This window comes from Bradyrhizobium sp., assembly GCF_049519115.1.
GTDB lineage: Bacteria > Pseudomonadota > Alphaproteobacteria > Rhizobiales > Xanthobacteraceae > Bradyrhizobium.
Map to the genome: position 1 here is coordinate 37,235 of NZ_JBEKRB010000003.1, position 16,665 is coordinate 53,899.

A 16,665-nucleotide genomic window follows, 5' to 3' on the forward strand; every position below is an offset into this window, starting at 1 on the left:
TGCTGCGGCAAATCAAGGGTATCTGGACAGACATGGACCTCAGCGGGCATCACTGATTCCATAACGAATCAAGCCGGCCACAACGGAAACGCCATGACCAAACAGCCTCAGCGCTCGATATTTGCCGGCGACGGCGTCGCCGCCCCGCTGCGTCACGTCACCTTCCGGCGGATCTGGCTTGCGAGCCTGCTGTCCAATCTCGGACTATTGATCCAGGCGGTCGGCGCGGCCTGGGCAATGACCCAGATGACACCCTCGGCCGACAAGGTGGCGCTGGTGCAGACCGCGCTGATGCTGCCGGTGATGCTGATCTCGATGCCGGCCGGCGCCATCGCCGACATGTATGACCGCCGGATCGTTTCCATCGTCTCGCTTTCGATCGCGCTGTCGGGCGCCACCGCGCTGACGGTGCTGGCGTGGTTTGGCCTGGTCACGCCCACGACCCTGCTCGCTTTTTGCTTCGTCGTCGGCAGCGGCATGGCTCTGTTCGGCCCCGCGTGGCAATCCTCGGTCAGCGAACAGGTGCCGACGGAAACGCTTCCCTCGGCGGTGGCGCTGAACGGCATCAGCTACAATATCGCGCGCAGTTTTGGACCTGCGATCGGCGGCATCGTCGTTGCCACCGCCGGCGCGGTCGCAGCGTTCGCTGCCAATGCGGCGCTCTATCTTCCGCTGCTGGTGGTGCTGTTTCTGTGGCGCCGCGAGAGCGCGCCGTCACGGCTGCCGCGAGAGCGTCTCAACCGGGCGATCGTCTCCGGCGTGCGCTACATCGCCAATTCCCCGCCGATCAAGATCGTGCTGGCCCGCACCATGATCACCGGCCTGATCGGCGGTTCGGTATCGGCCTTGATGCCGCTCGTCACCCGCGATCTCCTGCATGGCGGCGCGCAGACTTACGGCATCATGCTCGGCGCCTTCGGCATGGGCGCGGTGATCGGTGCGCTCAACATCGGCGAGGTGCGCAAGCGCATGAGCGGCGAAGCCGCGATCCGCGCCTGTGCGATATCGATGGGCGCCTCCATCGCCGCGGTCGCGCTCAGCGATCAGCGGGTCCTGACAGCGGCGGCGCTGGTGGTCGCGGGTGCGGCCTGGATGCTGGCGGTTGCCTTGTTCAATATCGGCGTGCAGCTTTCCGCGCCGCGCTGGGTGGCGGGCCGGTCGCTCGCGGCCTTCCAGGCCTCGATATCCGGCGGGATTGCGATCGGAAGCTGGGGCTGGGGACGGCTGACGGACGCCGCCGGCGTCGAAGCCGCGCTGTTGGTCTCGGCGACCCTGATGCTGCTTTCGCCGCTGCTCGGTCATTGGCTGCACATGCCGCGGGTCGGCGCGCGCAACGAGGATGCGGAAGTCCTGGCCGATCCCGAGGTGCAGTTATTACTGACCGCGCGCAGCGGACCGCTGGTGGTCGAGATCGAATATCGCGTCGCGCAGGACAACGCCCGCGGCTTTCACAATGTCATGCAGGAGGTCCAGCTCTCAAGGCAACGCAACGGCGCCTATGGCTGGTCGATCGCGCGCGACATCGCCGATCCCGAGCTATGGACCGAACGCTATCACTGTCCGACCTGGCTCGATTACCTGCGACAGCGCAACCGCTCGACGCAATCGGAGCGCGCGCTGCACCAGAGCGCGATCGATTTTCATCTCGGCCCCGATCCGGTCCGCGTCCGCCGCATGCTGGAGCGTCCATTCGGTTCGGTGCGCTGGAAGGAAGAAACCCCCGACCGCGCGGCGCGCGAGGTGCTGCCGGTGGCATCCGCCGCGGCGGGCAGCAGCACTTAAACGTTTTACTGCCCGTTGTCGGTCAAAACCTTGTCGCATGCCCGGCTGAGCCGGGCGCGATGCTGCTTCAGGCAACCCAGCACCACCGAATCGCCGTCGTTCATCTGGGCACGGCAGAAGCGCGACACGTCCCGCGCGCAGGCGTCGTGACCTTGCTGGGCCGAAACGGAGGACATCGCGAAAACCTGCGCCGCCATCAGCGCGAACAAAAAAACATATGAAATTCTGAACATCTGAACCGCCTTCATCCCTGCGAAGCCGGGATGAAAGTCCGCTCGGCGGGCGATGTCAATGCGGGCCAGTTTGGCGGTGGCGCATCACGCCTCGCCACGGCATGCGAGATCCCCCATCGGGGCTCAGTCCAGCCCGCACTTCATCGGCGTGAACTCGTGACCGATCGGATGCCTCACCCCTCGCCGCCAAGACCGGTGCGACATCGGGAACCGGCCCGGCGTTTGGGGAGCGTTAACAACTCTTTCCCATAAAGAAGGCGGAGCGAGTTTTAGTTTTGGTATTAACGAAAGAGTAACCATGCGTAACGCGTTCGGCCTGATGCTGATGAGTGTGGCGGCTGCCACGTTGATCGCCGCTGGCGGTTGGTTCTGGAACTCGCACCGAAGCCCGGTCGCTCCGCAAGCTTTTGCCGCCGCGCAAGCAACGACCGCCCCTGTCCATGCAAAGCCTTTGACCAGCCGCGATCCGATCGAGATCACCGGCAGCATTCCGGAAAAAGCGCCGGCAACTCCCGCGCCGCAGCCGAAACAGGCTTGCGCCAATCCCGATGCGCTCGGGGTTTCCCGCGTGGTTGAAATCGACACCACGGGCGGACCCGGCTTCGGTTTCGAACATTTCAAGCAGATCGATTTTCTGGCCGACAAGGAAGTCGTGCTGTCCTTCGATGACAGTCCGTGGCCGGTCAATACGCCGGCAGTGCTCAAGGCGCTGGCCGACCAATGCACCAAGGCGATGTTCTTCTCGATCGGCAAGCATGCCACCTTTCATCCCGAGATTCTCAGGCAGGTGGCGGCAGCCGGTCACACCGTCGGTACCCACACCTGGTCGCATGCCAACCTGAACTCGAAGAAACTGAACGAGCAGACCGTCAAGGACGAGATCGAAAAGGGCAACAGCGCAGTCAAGCTCGCGCTTGGCACCGCGCCCGCGCCGTTCTTCCGCTTCCCGGAGTTGCAGCATAACCCGGCGGCGATGGCCTATCTCGGCACGCGCAACATCGCGATGTTTTCCTGCGACCTCGATTCGTTCGACTTCCGGGCAAAGAGTCCGGAACAGGTCATCAATACTGTCATGACCAAGCTTGAGAAGCAGGGCAAGGGCATCATCCTGATGCACGACTTCCAGAAGCACACCGCCGAAGCGATGCCGGAATTGCTGCGCCGCCTGAAAGCCGGCGGCTACAAGGTGGTGTTCATGAAGCCCAAGGCCCCCATGCAGACCCTGCCCGAATATGACGACGCGCTGATCAAGGACATGAAGATGCCGGTGGCCACGGCGCGTCCCGTGAGCAGCGTGGTGCAGACAGTCTCGCAGTAAGCGACTGAGATCTTAAAATCCGGATCGATTGAATCAGGCGCTGCGGTCGCAGGACAAATGAGCCTTGACGGCCTGAAGCGGTTGGCTCTCGCCTGTCATGAATTCAGACACGGCGGCCTCCGACGACCAGTTCAGATAGAAGACCAGCGCGCCGGACAGCGCGAGCAGCAGCAGAATTTCCAGAATGATAATTCGGACGATCGACGGCCAGGCGCGTTCGTAGAAATCCTGTCGAGAAACCCGGTCTGTCAGACGCTTGTTGACTGATGGGAACATGGACGCCTCCCACAAAGAGATTTGCGCCCTGTTCTAGGAGCCGCGGACGAATTCCACTGTGAACGGCCTCACATATCCCCGGAATATTTCGGGTTCCGCCAGATCAAGGCTTGCAGATCAACGCTTGGGGGCCAGCAGGCACTCTGCCACGATCAGCTCCTTCACCTTCTTGTCCGAAAGCTGCCGCCGCGACACATCGACCGTCTCATAGCCGTCTTTGTTGCACGAAATCGTCACCTGGTCGGCCGTGACACCATTGCCGAAATTCGGAATCAGCCGGTAGACGCCCTCGGTATTGGTGCGAATCAAAATCCTCCGGCCGGCGGCCTCGGCCCTGATTTGAACCCCGGGAATAGGCGCCAGCGTCCCGGTCTCCCTGGCCGAGCCGACGAACGCCAGATCAACATCTTCGTCTCGCTCGGAGTCGAGCTCTCCCGAATGAGACGCCCCACACGAGAACACGACCGTTGCAAAAGCGGCGAAGCCGGCAAGTCGCATGACAAAGGATAGCCCGATCGAGCGGTGTCGCGGTTTTGTGCGCATTCTTTACCTTGCGATCGCGCCTTTGAACTTCGATCTCAGCGCAGAAACCAATCGCGGAAAAAATAGAAGACGCTGAGGATAACCAGAAGCGGAACAATCCACCCGAGCCAATAAGGCGTCGGCCGATTTTTCAGCAGCGGCAACGCTATCACGCTCGCCGCAGTCGCACCAAGCGTCGAGGTCACAAGCCAGCCATACCAATACATCGGCGGACCGTCTCTGGAGGGCTCGACCAGCCAACCGAACTGGCCGATTTTTGGATGGTAGGTGAACAGCGCCCAGTTCATTTCGACTGAAACAATGTAGATCAGGGCGAACGCCGCCGAGAAAACCGGAATGACCTTTTCGATTTGATTGTTATTCATAGCCCGAAAAAGCCCCGGATGTTGTTGAGGATGTGACCGACGATAAAGCTGAACCAGATGATGAAGCAGAAGATCAGTGTCACGGCCGTACGCGCGGAATCGCTCGCCGGATCCGGACGACGCCACACCAGCCAATAGAGCGGCAGCATGCCGAGCCCGATCGCGATGAATTGCTCCTTGATCTCGAACGAGCCTACGGCCGGAAACAGCCGCGCGTTTTCCATATAGGTTCGCACCCAGACCCGATAGATCGGATAGATATAGCCGCCGAGAAACGCGACGACGAGAAACAGCACGATATTGGCGTTGACATAGGCACGGCTTGAAACCGAACGGTACGCGTTGACGAATCCTGCCTTGCTTCGCGCAGGCCAGATAACTGCGACCGCCTGATGCGTGATGCTGCCGAGCAGCGCCACGGCCAACAGGCCGTGCAGAATGAGCAGAAATGTCGACATCTTCCCCCCTATATAGCGCCCGCGACTTTAAGCACGATCATTTCGAAGGAACACCGCCGCGCTTTAGTTTTGTTCTAATTCTATTTTCGGGCGCGCGATGTCAACGCATCAGTGACGTGCTGCATCGCGATCAGAGAACGGGCCGGCTGCGTAGACGATTTGACCGCCGACCATCGTCAGCAGCGATTTGATTTTCGCGATGTGGGAAACCGGAACTGTAAAATAATCATCGCTGAGCACAGCAAGGTCCGCGAGCATGCCCGGCATCAACCGGCCCCTGCGATTTTCATCATGTGCAAACCAGGCGCTTCCCTCTGTGTAGATACGAAGCGCCTGTTCGCGGCTCGGTACCTCCTTCGGTCCGCGGGTCTCGACCCCGTCGACGGTGAGGCCGTCGAGCATCCAGCGCAGCGACACGAAGGGATTTTCGATCATCACGCGATTGGCATCGGTACCGCCCCCGATGGGGAGGCCGAGCCTGAGCGCCGAACCGATCGGCGGCGAGCGCTGCATTTGCGCCTCTCCCCGTTCTGCGATGTAGGAGGTTGCCGCGAAGTAGAGTCCGTCCTGCATCAGCCAGCCGACGCCAAGCGCCTTCATGCGTTGCAACGAGGCATCGGATGCGTCGTGAAGGTGCGCGATCGACCAGCGCAACGGCGCAATCGGCACCTCGCGATTGACGCGCTCAAACACGTCCAGCAGATGATGAACGGAGCGATCGTTGTTCCAATGGACGGTCAACGTCAGGCCCTGGTCCGCAGCCCAGCGCGCCACGCGATAGAAGGCTTCCTTGTCGACCTCACTGGGTGCATCGTTGTTGTACATGCCCCAGGTGACACACTCGCCGATGCCGTTGAAGCGCAACCAATCGTCGCCAAAGCCCATCGGCAGGAATTGCGTGGTGGCCTGAAAATCCTCCAGCTCCTTTCCCGGACGCGGCGCAAAGATGCTGTAGACCACGCGAAGCGGCAGTTCGTGCGCGCGCCACAGATGGAACAACGCGGCGTAATCCTCCGGCGCCAGATTATGTCCGCCGGGATCGACCACGCCGGTTACGCCAAGACTGCTCAATTCGCGCAGGAATTGGCGGGTGCCGTCGATCGCCTGTTCGATTTTCGGTTTGGGCAAATGCGAAAAAAGCGAAACAATCGCGGAGCCTTTGCCGACGATCCAGCCGGTGTCATGATCCTCGCGGTCGCGCTCGAACTTCGCGCCGGCAGGCAGATCCGCCTCGGTCTTGATGCCGAGCCTGTCGCGGCCCTCGGCATTGATCAGCACATAGCCGTAGAAAAGCTGGATGTAGACGGGATGGCCGGAGACGACGGCCGCAATCTCCGCGTCGGTCGGCCGCCGGTTCTCGGCAAACTGCCGCGGCGTCCATCCGCCGGCGACGATCAACCAGGCGTCGGGCTTCGCGTCTGTGGCCGCCGACTTGAGACGCTCGAACGCTTCACCAAAGCTGGTCGCGCCCTCCCAATTCACTTCGGTCGCATAACGAAAGCCGGCGCGAATGGCGTGAATGTGGGAATCGATCAGACCCGGAATCACCGTGCGCCCGCCGAGATCGATCACCTGGGTGGACGGCCCTGCCAGTTTGCGAAGTTCTGTTGCGCTGCCCGTCGCGGCGATATGTCCAGCTTCGATGGCGAGCGCCTCCGCCACCGACGAGGTGGCATCCTGGGTAATGATCTTGCCGTTGACGAGCAGGAGATCGGCGGGATCGGCCGCTGCCGCCGCGCCGAGAACACCCATCCACACCATCAGGACGAAGAAGTGACCGGGCGATCGATTTAAGGCCATTCGATTGATAGTCCTGGGTGAACCGCGAAACGCGGCCCGAAGCGGCGCAAATTAGCCCGAAATCGTGACGCCGCAAGAGTCGCGATGACGAGGCGGCCAATCACTATCTGAATTGGTTTCGAGCGGTGGCGCTGCCGTAAATGAAAAACTGGCCATCCGTAGAAACACCGGCTTGCTGAAATCCGATACCCATCTTCAGCTTTTGAAGACGCACAAACCTTAGTTTGAGAATTGAGCCGGCGATCAATTTGGCCCGTATCGACGGCCTGGCCGACCGCATGACCTGTCAGGCGAACCATGGGCGAACTGCTTTCATTTCCCGGCGGTGCGGGAATGCCCGGCTTGGGGGCCGCGACTACGGCGATCGAGGTCGCGGAAAAGAAGTTCGATTCGATGACGGACACGCTGGAAATTGCGCTCGATCTGCTGGATCAAATGGTTGCCAAGATCGCGCAGATGGACTGCCTGCTTTCAAACGAAACCCTTAAAGCTCACTTTGAAAAGCGGCGGCGGGAAATAGTGGATGAAGTAGATCATGTGCATTCACTTGTGGCGTCACTTTCAAATTTTTCAACAGGTCGCCTCAAGTCGCAAAAATAAGTGCCCTAAGCGTCTTGCGGCGCATCGCTTTCAATCCGACGTCAAAACGTTTCGTTTGAACAATCCTCCGGAACGTACGTAGCAATACCTGCTTGCCGAAATCCGATACCCGCCTTCAGCATTTAAAGACGCCGCCGGCGTATTTTTTTCAATCCAGACTGGCACCAAACCCGCTTTGAAAACCTCCTCAGTTCGGACTGACGGCGAGCAGGACGGCCGGCAGCCACGAACGATTTTGCCGAGCGCCTCTTCGAGGACAATCCAATGACAAAGCTCAATCTCCGCATCCGAGGCCGGCTCTATGGCGGCTTCGGGGCGCTCGTGGCGTTCGGGATGCTGGCTGCCGGATTTACGACCTGGCAGCTTTCGGAAATCACGACCGGTGTGAACCTGATGGCATTGCAGTCCGAGTACGCTATGCGCGCAGTGCAGCTATCGAGCGAGTTGCAGGCCGTTCGCCGTGCCCTCCTTCGCTACCAGTTCGATCACGACGAACCATCTTTCGCGGAGGCCGAAAAGCGGCTCGCCGATGTAGGCAGCATGGTCGAAGATGGCATTAAAAGGGCTTCCGCCGAAGACCGGCGCGCGATCTATCGCGAGCTTCAAGGAAGCGTCGCGGAACTGAAGGCCAAGCGCGCTGCGCTTGGCGATGCAGTCAAGTCGTTCGTTACCGGCAGGGACGCCTTGTTCAAGGTCGGCGTCGAGATGACGGACGACATCGATAAATTCTCGGAAGCGGCGAAAGACACCGCGTTCGCCCGATTCCGCCAGTGAATTGGAATCCACGGTTCTGCGGGTTCGCGTCGCAAATTGGCGGTTGTTGGCGACCCACGATCCGAAAGAGCGCGATGTATTCAAGACCAATGTCGACAAGGCGCAACGATCGATAAGCGAATTTGAAAAGGGCGGCCTGCCGCCAAATCTTGCGGCGATGTTGCCAGCGGTGAAAACCGGCATGTCCAGCTACGCCGGCGCGTTCGAACAGACGTCGGCGAACCTCCTGCGCGGCGATGACATCTACTATCAAGGGGTGACTCCGGTGACGGATGACGCGATCAACAAGATCGAAACGATCAAGACCGGCATCACGCAGGCGTTGCGCGACAGCTCCGTCGCCGCAAGGGCGCGAGTCGATCAGTCGCTTTTGCTGCAGAAAATCGAAGCCGTCATCGCCGCCCTGTTCGGAGCCCTGGTGGCGTTCTTCATCGCCCGCGGCATTACCCGCCCGCTTAGTGAACTCGTCAGCGACGCCACCCGGCTGTCCGGCGGCGACACGTCAGCCGAATTCAATGCCGCTACGCGCACAGACGAAATCGGTCAGGTGGCAGGCGCGGTCGCGAAATTCCGGGATAATGTGATCGCGCAGCAAGACGCCGCCAAGGCCTTTGCCGGCGAAGTCGCGGCACGGGAAGCATTCAACCATGGCATGGAAAGTGCGGTCGAGGAGTTCCGCACGACCGCCGACGAACTGTTGTCGATGGTCGGAGAAAATGCCGATGTCATGAAGCAGACCGCCGAGGCCCTGACCGCAATATCGGGCGAAGCGACACTGCAGGCCACAACAGCAGCGACGGCGTCCGAACAGACCGCACATAACGTCCACTCCGTCGCCGCAGCCGCCGAAGAGCTGGCGAGCTCGATCCAGGAAATCGGCCGTCAGATCGAAGTGTCGAATTCGACGGTTCGTTCGGCGGGACAGGTCACGGCGCGTTCGGAAACCGAGATCGAGGGCCTTGCCGAGGCCGCCAAAAGCATCTCGTCGGTGGTCGATCTGATTCAGGCGATCGCCGCGCAGACCAATCTTCTGGCGCTCAACGCCACGATCGAGGCCGCGCGTGCCGGGGACGCCGGCCGTGGCTTTGCTGTCGTCGCGCAGGAAGTAAAATCGCTGGCAGCGCAGACCGCGAGGGCGACGCAGGAGATCGCCAGTCATATCGAACCGATTCAGACTTCGACCGGCACGGCGTTCGCGTCCGTCAAGGAAGTCGGGGCGGCGATGCGCCAGATCGACGAGGTGACGACCGCCATCGCCAGCGCGGTCGAGCAGAGCGTCCAGATGGCGGCGTCGGGAACCCAGACGCTGGCTTCAAATATATCTACGGTGACTGCCGCGATCGGGGAGGCCAATCAATCGGCCGACCGTGTGCTTGATGCCTCCGGCAAGGTATCGGGCGCGGCTGAAAAACTTTCTATCGAGGTGCAGAAGTTCTTCGCCACGCTGCGCAGCGGCCCGATGGATCGTCGCGAGCAGGACGATCCGGACTACCGCGGCCCGGACCGACGCAGCGGCGGTGCGCCAAGCCGATCGGGTTCCGTTGGGGACCGAAAAACAGCCTGATGGATGCAGCCGGACCGGCTGTCGAGCGCGAAAAGCCGGTCATTCCCGCGCCACCAGAACCACATCGTCCATGAACAACGCGTTGATGCCGGACTTGCGGAACGTGACGATCGCATCGGTGGGCGTGCAAACGACCGGCTCGCTGTCGTTGAACGAGGTGTTGACGACCAGCGGGACGCCGGTTTTGGCAAAGAAGGCAGCTATCAGCTCGTGAAATCTCGGATTTGATTTGCGGCTCACGAGTTGCACGCGGGCGGTGCCATCCTTGTGCACGACGGCGGGGATGCGGTCGCGTTGCGCAGGCTTGACCTCGGGTGCAAACAGCATGAAGGCATGGCTCGCCGAATGCGCGCCGACCTCGAACCATTCGTCGGCATGTTCGGCCATGACGCTCGGCGCGAAAGGGCGAAAATCCTCGCGGTGCTTGACCTTCTGATTGAGGATATTGCGCATCTCCGGCCGGCGCGGATCGGCGAGCAGCGAACGGTTACCCAGCGCGCGCGGTCCGAACTCCATGCGACCCTGAAACCAGGCGACGATCTTGCCGTCGGCGATCATGTCCGCGGCATCGCGCGCCGGCGATTTGCTTCGCCGCGCTGTGAGACCCGCCGATTTGACCGCCGCGAGAATATCACTCCGCTTGAACGAAGGCCCGAGATACGGCGTTGAATAGCCGCGCTGGGGCGGCCGCTTTTGCTTGGCGCAATGCACGGCAAAGGCGGCGCCGATCGCGGTGCCGGCATCGTGCGGCGCCGACGGGATGAACACGTTGGAAAATTCGCCGGATCGTGTGATCACTTCATTGGTCACGCAGTTGAGCGCGACGCCGCCGGCAATGCACAAATTGTCGAACGGCACCTTGCGTTTGACGCGTCGAACCAGCGCCATGACCGCGGCATCCGTCGTCGCCTGCAAGGCGGCCGCGATGTCGGCATGCCGCGGCAGGATTTCGTCATCCATGCCGCGCGGCGGGCCGAACATCGTTTCCATTCTGGCGAACTTGTCCGGTTGCACACCCAGAAAATCCTGGGCCACCCCGTAGTTCTCCGCTTCCGTGCGCAGAATCGATTGAAAGGCCTGATGGAAGACTTGCGGATTGCCGTAAGCCGCCAGCCCCATGACTTTCGACGCGTCGTAGTTCGAAAAACCAAGATACCCGCTGAACTCCTCCCACAGGAAACCGATCGAATGCGGGTATTCGAAGGTTTCGACGGATTGGATGCGCGTGCCGACGCCCTTCGCCAGCGAGGAGCCCGCCGACTCGCCGATCCCGTCGAGGGTGAGGATGGCGGCGCGATCGAAGCCGGACGGAAAATATGCCGACGCGGCATGCGCCAGATGGTGGGGCACGAAATGGAATCGCTGGCCCAGCGAGCGCCCAAGAAACTCTTCGGCGGCACTTTGCACCTGACCGAGTCGCAGCTGGAAGGTTTCCTCGACCTTAAGCCCCCACCACTCGGCGCGATATCGCTTCCGGCGCAGCTTGGGGTCAAACGAGTAAGCGACATGATCGAGGTCGCGCGGGGTGAGACCTGCGTGTTTCAGGCAAAAGCGGATCGCGCGCTCGGGGAGTTGGTGCGGGTTATCCCAATCGGCTTCCTTGGCGTGCTTGATCCGATTGAAGCGCTCTTCCTCGACGGCGGCGACCAGTTTGCCATCGACGAGCAGCGCTGCCGCTGACTCGTGATACACCGAGTTGATTCCGAGGACGTTGACCACCCCGCTCCACTCCCTGTCGCTCTTTTTCTAAGCGCGTCGAACCTCGGCTCTTGGTGGAAATCATGGCGCCTAGAAAATGCAATGGCGCATGCCGTCAAAAATATAGCTAAATCAATCGCTTGAACTGACTTCGGCCCCGAGCTGTAGCACAATTTTGGGACCGTCAAAAGCGGTTCGCCGTTGAATACAACGCCAGCGCAGTACCTCGTGTCGGTCGAGACGGCGGTTTCGAAAGCTTACGGATTGGGACGGAGGGTGGTGCGCACCGCGGGTCCGAAACGGCCCTGCTTATAAAGAAATAGATAAAAACGGAGAGACGGAACCGTCTGGCCTCTTACCCGACGAAGGACTGATGGGCTCACCAGGCTCGCAAGATCGCCGATCAACGGCCAGCGATGATGATGCCCGCCTGGACGCCAGTATCGTGGAGCTGTTCGTTGATAAAGCCGAGGGGTGGGAATTTCTGGCCGCGCTGCCCGGCGACGTCCTCGCGCAGCTGCGAAGGCGTCAACGTCGGGGCGAGCTCGACAGAATAGTCCTTAGCGACTTCTGGATCCGTTACGGCAACTTGTTGCGCGGTCGCCAATAGGTTTGCTCCGTCCCGAAATCCCCTCGGCTCCGGGCCCGCCTCCGTACATTCCGACTTTGAGGTTGCCACCACTTCAGAGATCAAGAGGAATTAAGTTTTGCCGTGTTTTCGATTCATGCTGATGCCGCTTTGAACAACACCACGCGCGCGCCCTTCCGCAGAGTATCGAGATAGTTGGCCCACCATTGCATCATCTTCACGCGCTCATCCCAATAGTCGCCGCGCGCGTAGGCCCGGCGCACTGCATTCGGTTCGATGTGCGCCAACGCCGCCTCGATTGCATTCTCGCTCCATTTGCCGCTTTCATTGGCGAGTGTGGAGAACGTGGAGCGGAAGCCGTGCGCGGTAGCTTCCTCCTGCGAGAAGCCGATGCGCCGGAGCGCCGCGTTCATCGTGTTTTCGCTGATCGGCCGCTTCACGCTGCGCAAACCGGGAAACACTAGCCCGGCTACGCCGTGTCCCGTGACTGGGTGCAGCGACTTCAGAATAGCCACGGCTTGCGCCGGCAGCGGAATGCGGTAGGACCGGCGCATCTTCGTCCGTTCGGCAGGAACGTTCCACACGCGGCGGTCAAGATCGAACTCCATCCAGTTCGCGTGTCGTAACTCGCCAGGCCGGCATGCGAGGAGCGCCATAAGTTGCAGCGCCGCCTTCGTCGTTGGTTGCCCCATAAAACCATCAATGGCGCGCAGCAGACCACCGAACTCCGTCGGGTCAGTGATCGCGGCCCTATGTTTGGGCTTCGGGGAGGCGATGGCGCCGCGCAAAGCCTGTGTCGGATCGTTGTCGGCGCGCGCGGTGGCGATCGCGTAGCGGAACACTGAACCGATAACAGCACGCAGTCGCTTTGCAGTCTCAAGCTTGCCGGAGGCTTCGAGCGGCCGTAGAACGCGCAGGATCTCGCCAGCTGAAATCTCGGCAATCGGCAGCGCCCTCAGATTGGCCTTTGCGAGACCTAACAGCCATTCCAACTTGCCAGCGGTGGCAGCGGCTATCCCTTCGCGCTTCTTCTTGGCGAGCAATTCATCAGCGACCACCTCGAACGTATTGGCATTTGCCTCCGCTCGCGCGGCCTTCACCTGGCGCTTCCGTGTGGATGGATCTACACCTTCTCGCAAGAGGCCAACCGCCTCGTCCCTTCGCTTTCTTGCTGCTTCCAGTGGAATGCCGGCAGGCTCCTTGCCGTACGGCCCGATCGCTAACTTCCTGCGCTTGCCGCCAAACCGATAAGCGTAGTTCCAGAGCTTTCCGCCCGTTGGCATGAGCCAAAGTTGAAGACCGCCGCCATCAGACAAAATCGTCAGCCGCACGCCGGTCTTGGCGTTCTTGATGGCCGTGTCCGTGAGTTTCCCGCCCGCCATGTAGCTCTCCCGAAGTGTGGTCTTTTCGGAGTCACCCGTTGACCAAAGGACCACTAAAAGGACCACACTTTTTGCGACTGTCAACGAGCTGGAACGAACGCGCGCGACCACGAAATAAGAAAAAGTGCGCTATCTCAGCGCCTTAGATCAGCGAAATGGACGATGGAGAACGAGGGCGAATGTGAGGTGGTGCCGCAAACAGGACTCGAACCTGTGACCCCGTCATTACGAATGACGTGCTCTACCAACTGAGCTATTGCGGCGGACCACTTCGAAGCGTTTTCACGAGGCATCGGGACGTTTGCCCCGAAACCGGTCGGTTCGCCCGAAAACGCCCGCACCTGATATCGGGCAGCGCCCCGCTTGGCAAGAAAAACGCTGGTGCTCAATCGCCCCGTCGCGCCGGCTCGGGTCCATCTCCTTGTTTGGGCGCGATGTTTTCGAATCAGCCGCGGATGCGGGAGAGAAAGCCGCGCCATCCCCCGGTCTGGCCGGGCGCGGGTATTTCAGCGAATTCGTCCGGCTCGGTTCCGTCATCGACGCCGGGATCGTCGGGCGGGCGGATGATTGGAATCACCGGTGGAATCGGTGGTGCAGGCTTCTCATTCGCGGCGGGAATATCGGTGCGGGCGCGAAACAGCGGCGGTGCCGCGGCCGGAGTCGGAGCTGGAGCCGCGGCAACCGGTGGCGGCTCGGCTGCGGGCGAAACTATGGGCGCATTATCCTGCGCCACTAATGTGGGCGTGTCCGGGAGTTCGCTCGCTACCACCGTCCGTTCCGGGGTAGCCGCCAGCATCGCCTGCTCGAACGGCGAAGGCTCGAGCGCGCCGTTGCCGGATGGCAGCGCCGACAGCGGCATCTGCCACTGAAAGGCATCGAGCCGCCCGGATACCGGCGATACCGGCCGCCACCGGTCGGAGACATAACCGTCCGCAGTCCAGACCGCATCGTGAAGCGCGCGCACCGCGCGCAATGTCCAGGCCCGCGCCTTGCCGGTGTCGCCATGTTCGGTGCGTTCGATCTCGGCCATCAGCATCGCCACGCGCTGCGTCGGCGCATCGAGATATGGCGCCAGCGCCGCGCGCGCTTTGCCAAATTCGGTGGCATCGATCGCAGCCCGCGCCACCGCGAGCGCGCTTTCCAGATGGCTTGGCATCTTGGCGGCTAAGGTTTCGATCCGCACAAGACGCTGGCGCGCGGAATCCCCTAACTTCACATGGGCGTAGGCGTCGGCGAGATCAGGATGCGGCTGCGCCAGCCATGCCGCTTCGACAAGGCGCATGGCGCGGCGGATCTGATGCGCCTCGCTCTGAAATTTCGCGGCAAGCGCCGCGGCGGGCACCAGCGTCGGCGCCAGCTTGACCGCCTCTGTCACGACGTCGCGCGCCTGATCGCGGTCCACCGTCTCAAGCTCCAGCGCGCGCGCCGTCAGCAGCACGCCGCGCTGGCGCCGGTAGACCGGCCTGTCGATCAGGCCGGAGGCCAGATTGTTGTCGAGAATAGCGAGCGCGCCCATCCAGTCGCCCCTGGCGCAGCGAAAGCCGAGCACCGCCTGCGAGGCCCAGGTCGACGATGGCGAGGTCTTCAGCGCCTCTTCCGCGATCGCGACCGCGGCAACGACATCGTCGGCACGTTGCGCCTCGATGAATAATCCGCGCAGACCCAACAGCCTCGTATCCTCGCGCGTCGCCATGGTGTGGAACGCCTCGCGCGCGGCATCGCGGTTGCCATCGAGCTGCGCCGACTGGGCGTGCAATAGCAGCGTCAGCGGATCGCCCGCGGCATGACGGCGCGCCACATCCGCGTGCAGACGCGCGGCGGCCGAATCGCCGTGGCCGATCGCCAAAAGCCCCTGCGTGATCGCGTTCCGGCCGCGCGCATGCCGCCGCTCGCGTTGGGCTTTTCGGATTTTTTCCGGCAGCCGCCACAGTGCCCACACGACGCTCCAGGCGATGACAGCGGCGACGACGGCGCTGCCAAACCCAACCGCGAATTCCAGCAGCGTGACATGCGCCCGCCCGCCATCCCACGGGAATACAACCTCGCCCGGCTGATCGGCGACCCATGCTGCGCCCCAGGCCGCGAGCGCGATCAGCAACAGGAAGAGGATGATCCGATACATCGAACGGCTATGGCGTAGGTTTGGCGAGCGCCGCCATGGCCTCGGCCGCGAAATGATGCGCGGCTGCGAGCGCCGCATCGCGCTCGGCGGCCTTGTCGAGCCACCCTTGCGCAGACGCACGGTCGGCAGGATTAAGCGACATCAACTCACGCCGCGCCTCCGACACGTCGTTGCGCAGCGCAGCCGTGGTGATGCGCGCGACGATGGCGCCGCGGTCATTTCCGACTGCATCGGTGCGTTCGACGCGCACCAGCTTCGCCGCGCCCGCCTGCAAACGCTCGACAATGCCGGTGCCCGTCGTCGCACTTGCGGTCGCGGGCGGCTCCAGTTTCGGCACCAGCGTCAACAGCTCGCGGCAAAGGGCCGCCGGGTTCGGCACGCCTGAGCCAGCGAAATCCTCCAGCGGCTTGAGCATCTGCGGATCGGAGGCGAGCGCTTTCGCGGCCTTCAGCGCGTCGGTAAACGGCTCGCTTTGACGCACCGACAGATCGAGCATGGACGCCACGACCAGACGCCGCAGCGCGACGTCGTCGGCCGGTTGGCTCGTGGCCTGCGCGATGCGCTCGCCCTCGGCGCGAACCGCGCGCTCGACTTCGGCTAGACGCCCTTCGATCGCCGTCAAGTCGGGCGGGGCTGGCGACGCTACCGATGCAGGCGGCGCCGATTTGATCGCCTCGATATCGTTTGCGAGTTTTCCGGATTGGGCCCGGGCGCCCGCAACATCGGTTCGGAGCGATGCGAGCGATTTTTCCAGCGCGTCAAGCCGAGACGCCGGGTCCGGCACGGCAGGTTTTGATACCCGCCCTTCCAGTTCCGCAAGACGCGATGAAAGCGTCTCGATGGCGCCGGCGTCGGTCGCTACCACCGGCCGGGCGGTCTCCGCCGGCCATCCCACCGCCCAGGCGACCGCGATCACCAGCACGGCGGTCACCGCGCCAGTGACGGCCGCGACCCAAAAAGGATGAAGTGCCGTGGACGACAACCAGGAAGACCGCTTGTCGCCGCCTTTGTCGCCGCCGCTCGCGGTTGCGGACGTCACCTCGGAGGCCTCGAGGTCGATGGTCGGCGGCGCGCGCCGGGGCCGGCCCGCCTCAGGCGAGGCCGCGTCATCGAGCGTGTTGTCGTCCATGCGGGTTCCCTAAGGCTTCGATTCCGTCCGAT

General features: G+C 62.2%; 16 protein-coding genes and 1 tRNA gene. 5 read left to right on the top strand and 12 right to left on the bottom strand.

All coding sequences use genetic code 11. The annotated features are described in order from the left end of the window. The first annotated feature begins 93 nt into the window (after positions 1–93). Positions 94–1,782: an MFS transporter gene (locus ABSE61_RS03570; RefSeq protein WP_423869694.1), complete on the top strand. Its 1,689-nt coding sequence runs from the start codon at positions 94–96 to the stop codon at positions 1,780–1,782. Positions 1,783–1,787: 5 nt separating this feature from the next. On the opposite strand, the gene ABSE61_RS03575 is transcribed toward ABSE61_RS03570, so the two are convergent. Then, on the bottom strand, positions 1,788–1,979 hold the full coding sequence (locus tag ABSE61_RS03575; protein WP_423869967.1) for a hypothetical protein: 192 nt from the start codon (positions 1,977–1,979) through the stop codon (positions 1,788–1,790). Between the two features lie 334 nt (positions 1,980–2,313). Here ABSE61_RS03575 and ABSE61_RS03580 point away from each other — a divergent pair, with 334 nt between their 5' ends. Further along, positions 2,314–3,333: a polysaccharide deacetylase family protein gene (locus tag ABSE61_RS03580; protein ID WP_423869695.1), complete on the top strand. Its 1,020-nt coding sequence runs from the start codon at positions 2,314–2,316 to the stop codon at positions 3,331–3,333. Positions 3,334–3,366: 33 nt separating this feature from the next. Here ABSE61_RS03580 and ABSE61_RS03585 read toward each other — a convergent pair whose 3' ends face one another. The 5 genes from ABSE61_RS03585 to ABSE61_RS03605 all read right to left on the bottom strand — a co-directional run bounded on the left by ABSE61_RS03585 (position 3,367) and on the right by ABSE61_RS03605 (position 6,775). Beyond that, positions 3,367–3,609: a hypothetical protein gene (locus ABSE61_RS03585; RefSeq protein WP_423869696.1), complete on the bottom strand. Its 243-nt coding sequence runs from the start codon at positions 3,607–3,609 to the stop codon at positions 3,367–3,369. A gap of 117 nt (positions 3,610–3,726) precedes the next feature. After that, the gene (locus ABSE61_RS03590) at positions 3,727–4,107 is read right to left on the bottom strand and encodes a hypothetical protein (protein ID WP_423869697.1); all 381 of its coding nucleotides are present in this window, start codon (positions 4,105–4,107) and stop codon (positions 3,727–3,729) included. An 80-nt stretch (positions 4,108–4,187) separates the two neighbouring features. Continuing rightward, the gene (locus ABSE61_RS03595) at positions 4,188–4,517 is read right to left on the bottom strand and encodes a hypothetical protein (protein WP_423869698.1); all 330 of its coding nucleotides are present in this window, start codon (positions 4,515–4,517) and stop codon (positions 4,188–4,190) included. After that, complete coding sequence (locus ABSE61_RS03600) at positions 4,514–4,975, bottom strand: hypothetical protein (protein ID WP_423869699.1); 462 nt, start codon at positions 4,973–4,975, stop codon at positions 4,514–4,516. The genes ABSE61_RS03595 and ABSE61_RS03600 overlap by 4 nt, the downstream gene beginning before the upstream one ends. Positions 4,976–5,083: 108 nt before the next feature. Continuing rightward, positions 5,084–6,775 carry an amidohydrolase gene (locus ABSE61_RS03605; RefSeq protein WP_423869700.1) on the bottom strand — a complete coding sequence of 564 codons (1,692 nt, stop codon included), beginning with the start codon at positions 6,773–6,775 and terminating at the stop codon, positions 5,084–5,086. A gap of 297 nt (positions 6,776–7,072) precedes the next feature. Between ABSE61_RS03605 and ABSE61_RS03610 the strand changes: the two genes are divergently transcribed. The 3 genes from ABSE61_RS03610 to ABSE61_RS03620 all read left to right on the top strand — a co-directional run bounded on the left by ABSE61_RS03610 (position 7,073) and on the right by ABSE61_RS03620 (position 9,713). Next, on the top strand, positions 7,073–7,375 hold the full coding sequence (locus ABSE61_RS03610) for a hypothetical protein (protein WP_423869701.1): 303 nt from the start codon (positions 7,073–7,075) through the stop codon (positions 7,373–7,375). A gap of 264 nt (positions 7,376–7,639) precedes the next feature. Further along, on the top strand, positions 7,640–8,149 hold the full coding sequence (locus ABSE61_RS03615; protein ID WP_423869702.1) for a hypothetical protein: 510 nt from the start codon (positions 7,640–7,642) through the stop codon (positions 8,147–8,149). A 1-nt stretch (position 8,150) separates the two neighbouring features. Beyond that, positions 8,151–9,713: a methyl-accepting chemotaxis protein gene (locus ABSE61_RS03620; RefSeq protein ID WP_423869703.1), complete on the top strand. Its 1,563-nt coding sequence runs from the start codon at positions 8,151–8,153 to the stop codon at positions 9,711–9,713. Between the two features lie 39 nt (positions 9,714–9,752). Here the strand turns inward: ABSE61_RS03620 and ABSE61_RS03625 are convergent, their stop codons facing one another. The 6 genes from ABSE61_RS03625 to ABSE61_RS03650 form a co-directional block, all read right to left on the bottom strand. After that, positions 9,753–11,432, bottom strand: a complete 1,680-nt coding sequence (locus ABSE61_RS03625; RefSeq protein WP_423869704.1) for a carbamoyltransferase family protein — start codon at positions 11,430–11,432, stop codon at positions 9,753–9,755. Between the two features lie 382 nt (positions 11,433–11,814). Beyond that, a complete protein-coding gene (locus ABSE61_RS03630) occupies positions 11,815–12,018 on the bottom strand; it encodes a hypothetical protein (RefSeq protein WP_423869705.1) in 204 nt (67 codons plus the stop codon). 116 nt (positions 12,019–12,134) lie between these two features. Then, positions 12,135–13,493 (bottom strand): tyrosine-type recombinase/integrase, encoded by a 1,359-nt coding sequence (locus ABSE61_RS03635; protein ID WP_423869706.1) that lies wholly within the window; start codon positions 13,491–13,493, stop codon positions 12,135–12,137. 76 nt (positions 13,494–13,569) lie between these two features. Continuing rightward, a tRNA-Thr gene (locus ABSE61_RS03640) sits at positions 13,570–13,645 on the bottom strand. Positions 13,646–13,827: 182 nt separating this feature from the next. Continuing rightward, positions 13,828–15,504, bottom strand: coding sequence for a heme biosynthesis protein HemY (locus ABSE61_RS03645; RefSeq protein WP_423869707.1), 1,677 nt, complete (start codon positions 15,502–15,504; stop codon positions 13,828–13,830). Positions 15,505–15,511: 7 nt separating this feature from the next. Further along, the gene (locus ABSE61_RS03650) at positions 15,512–16,633 is read right to left on the bottom strand and encodes a COG4223 family protein (RefSeq protein WP_423869708.1); all 1,122 of its coding nucleotides are present in this window, start codon (positions 16,631–16,633) and stop codon (positions 15,512–15,514) included. Between the last annotated feature and the right edge of the window lie 32 nt (positions 16,634–16,665).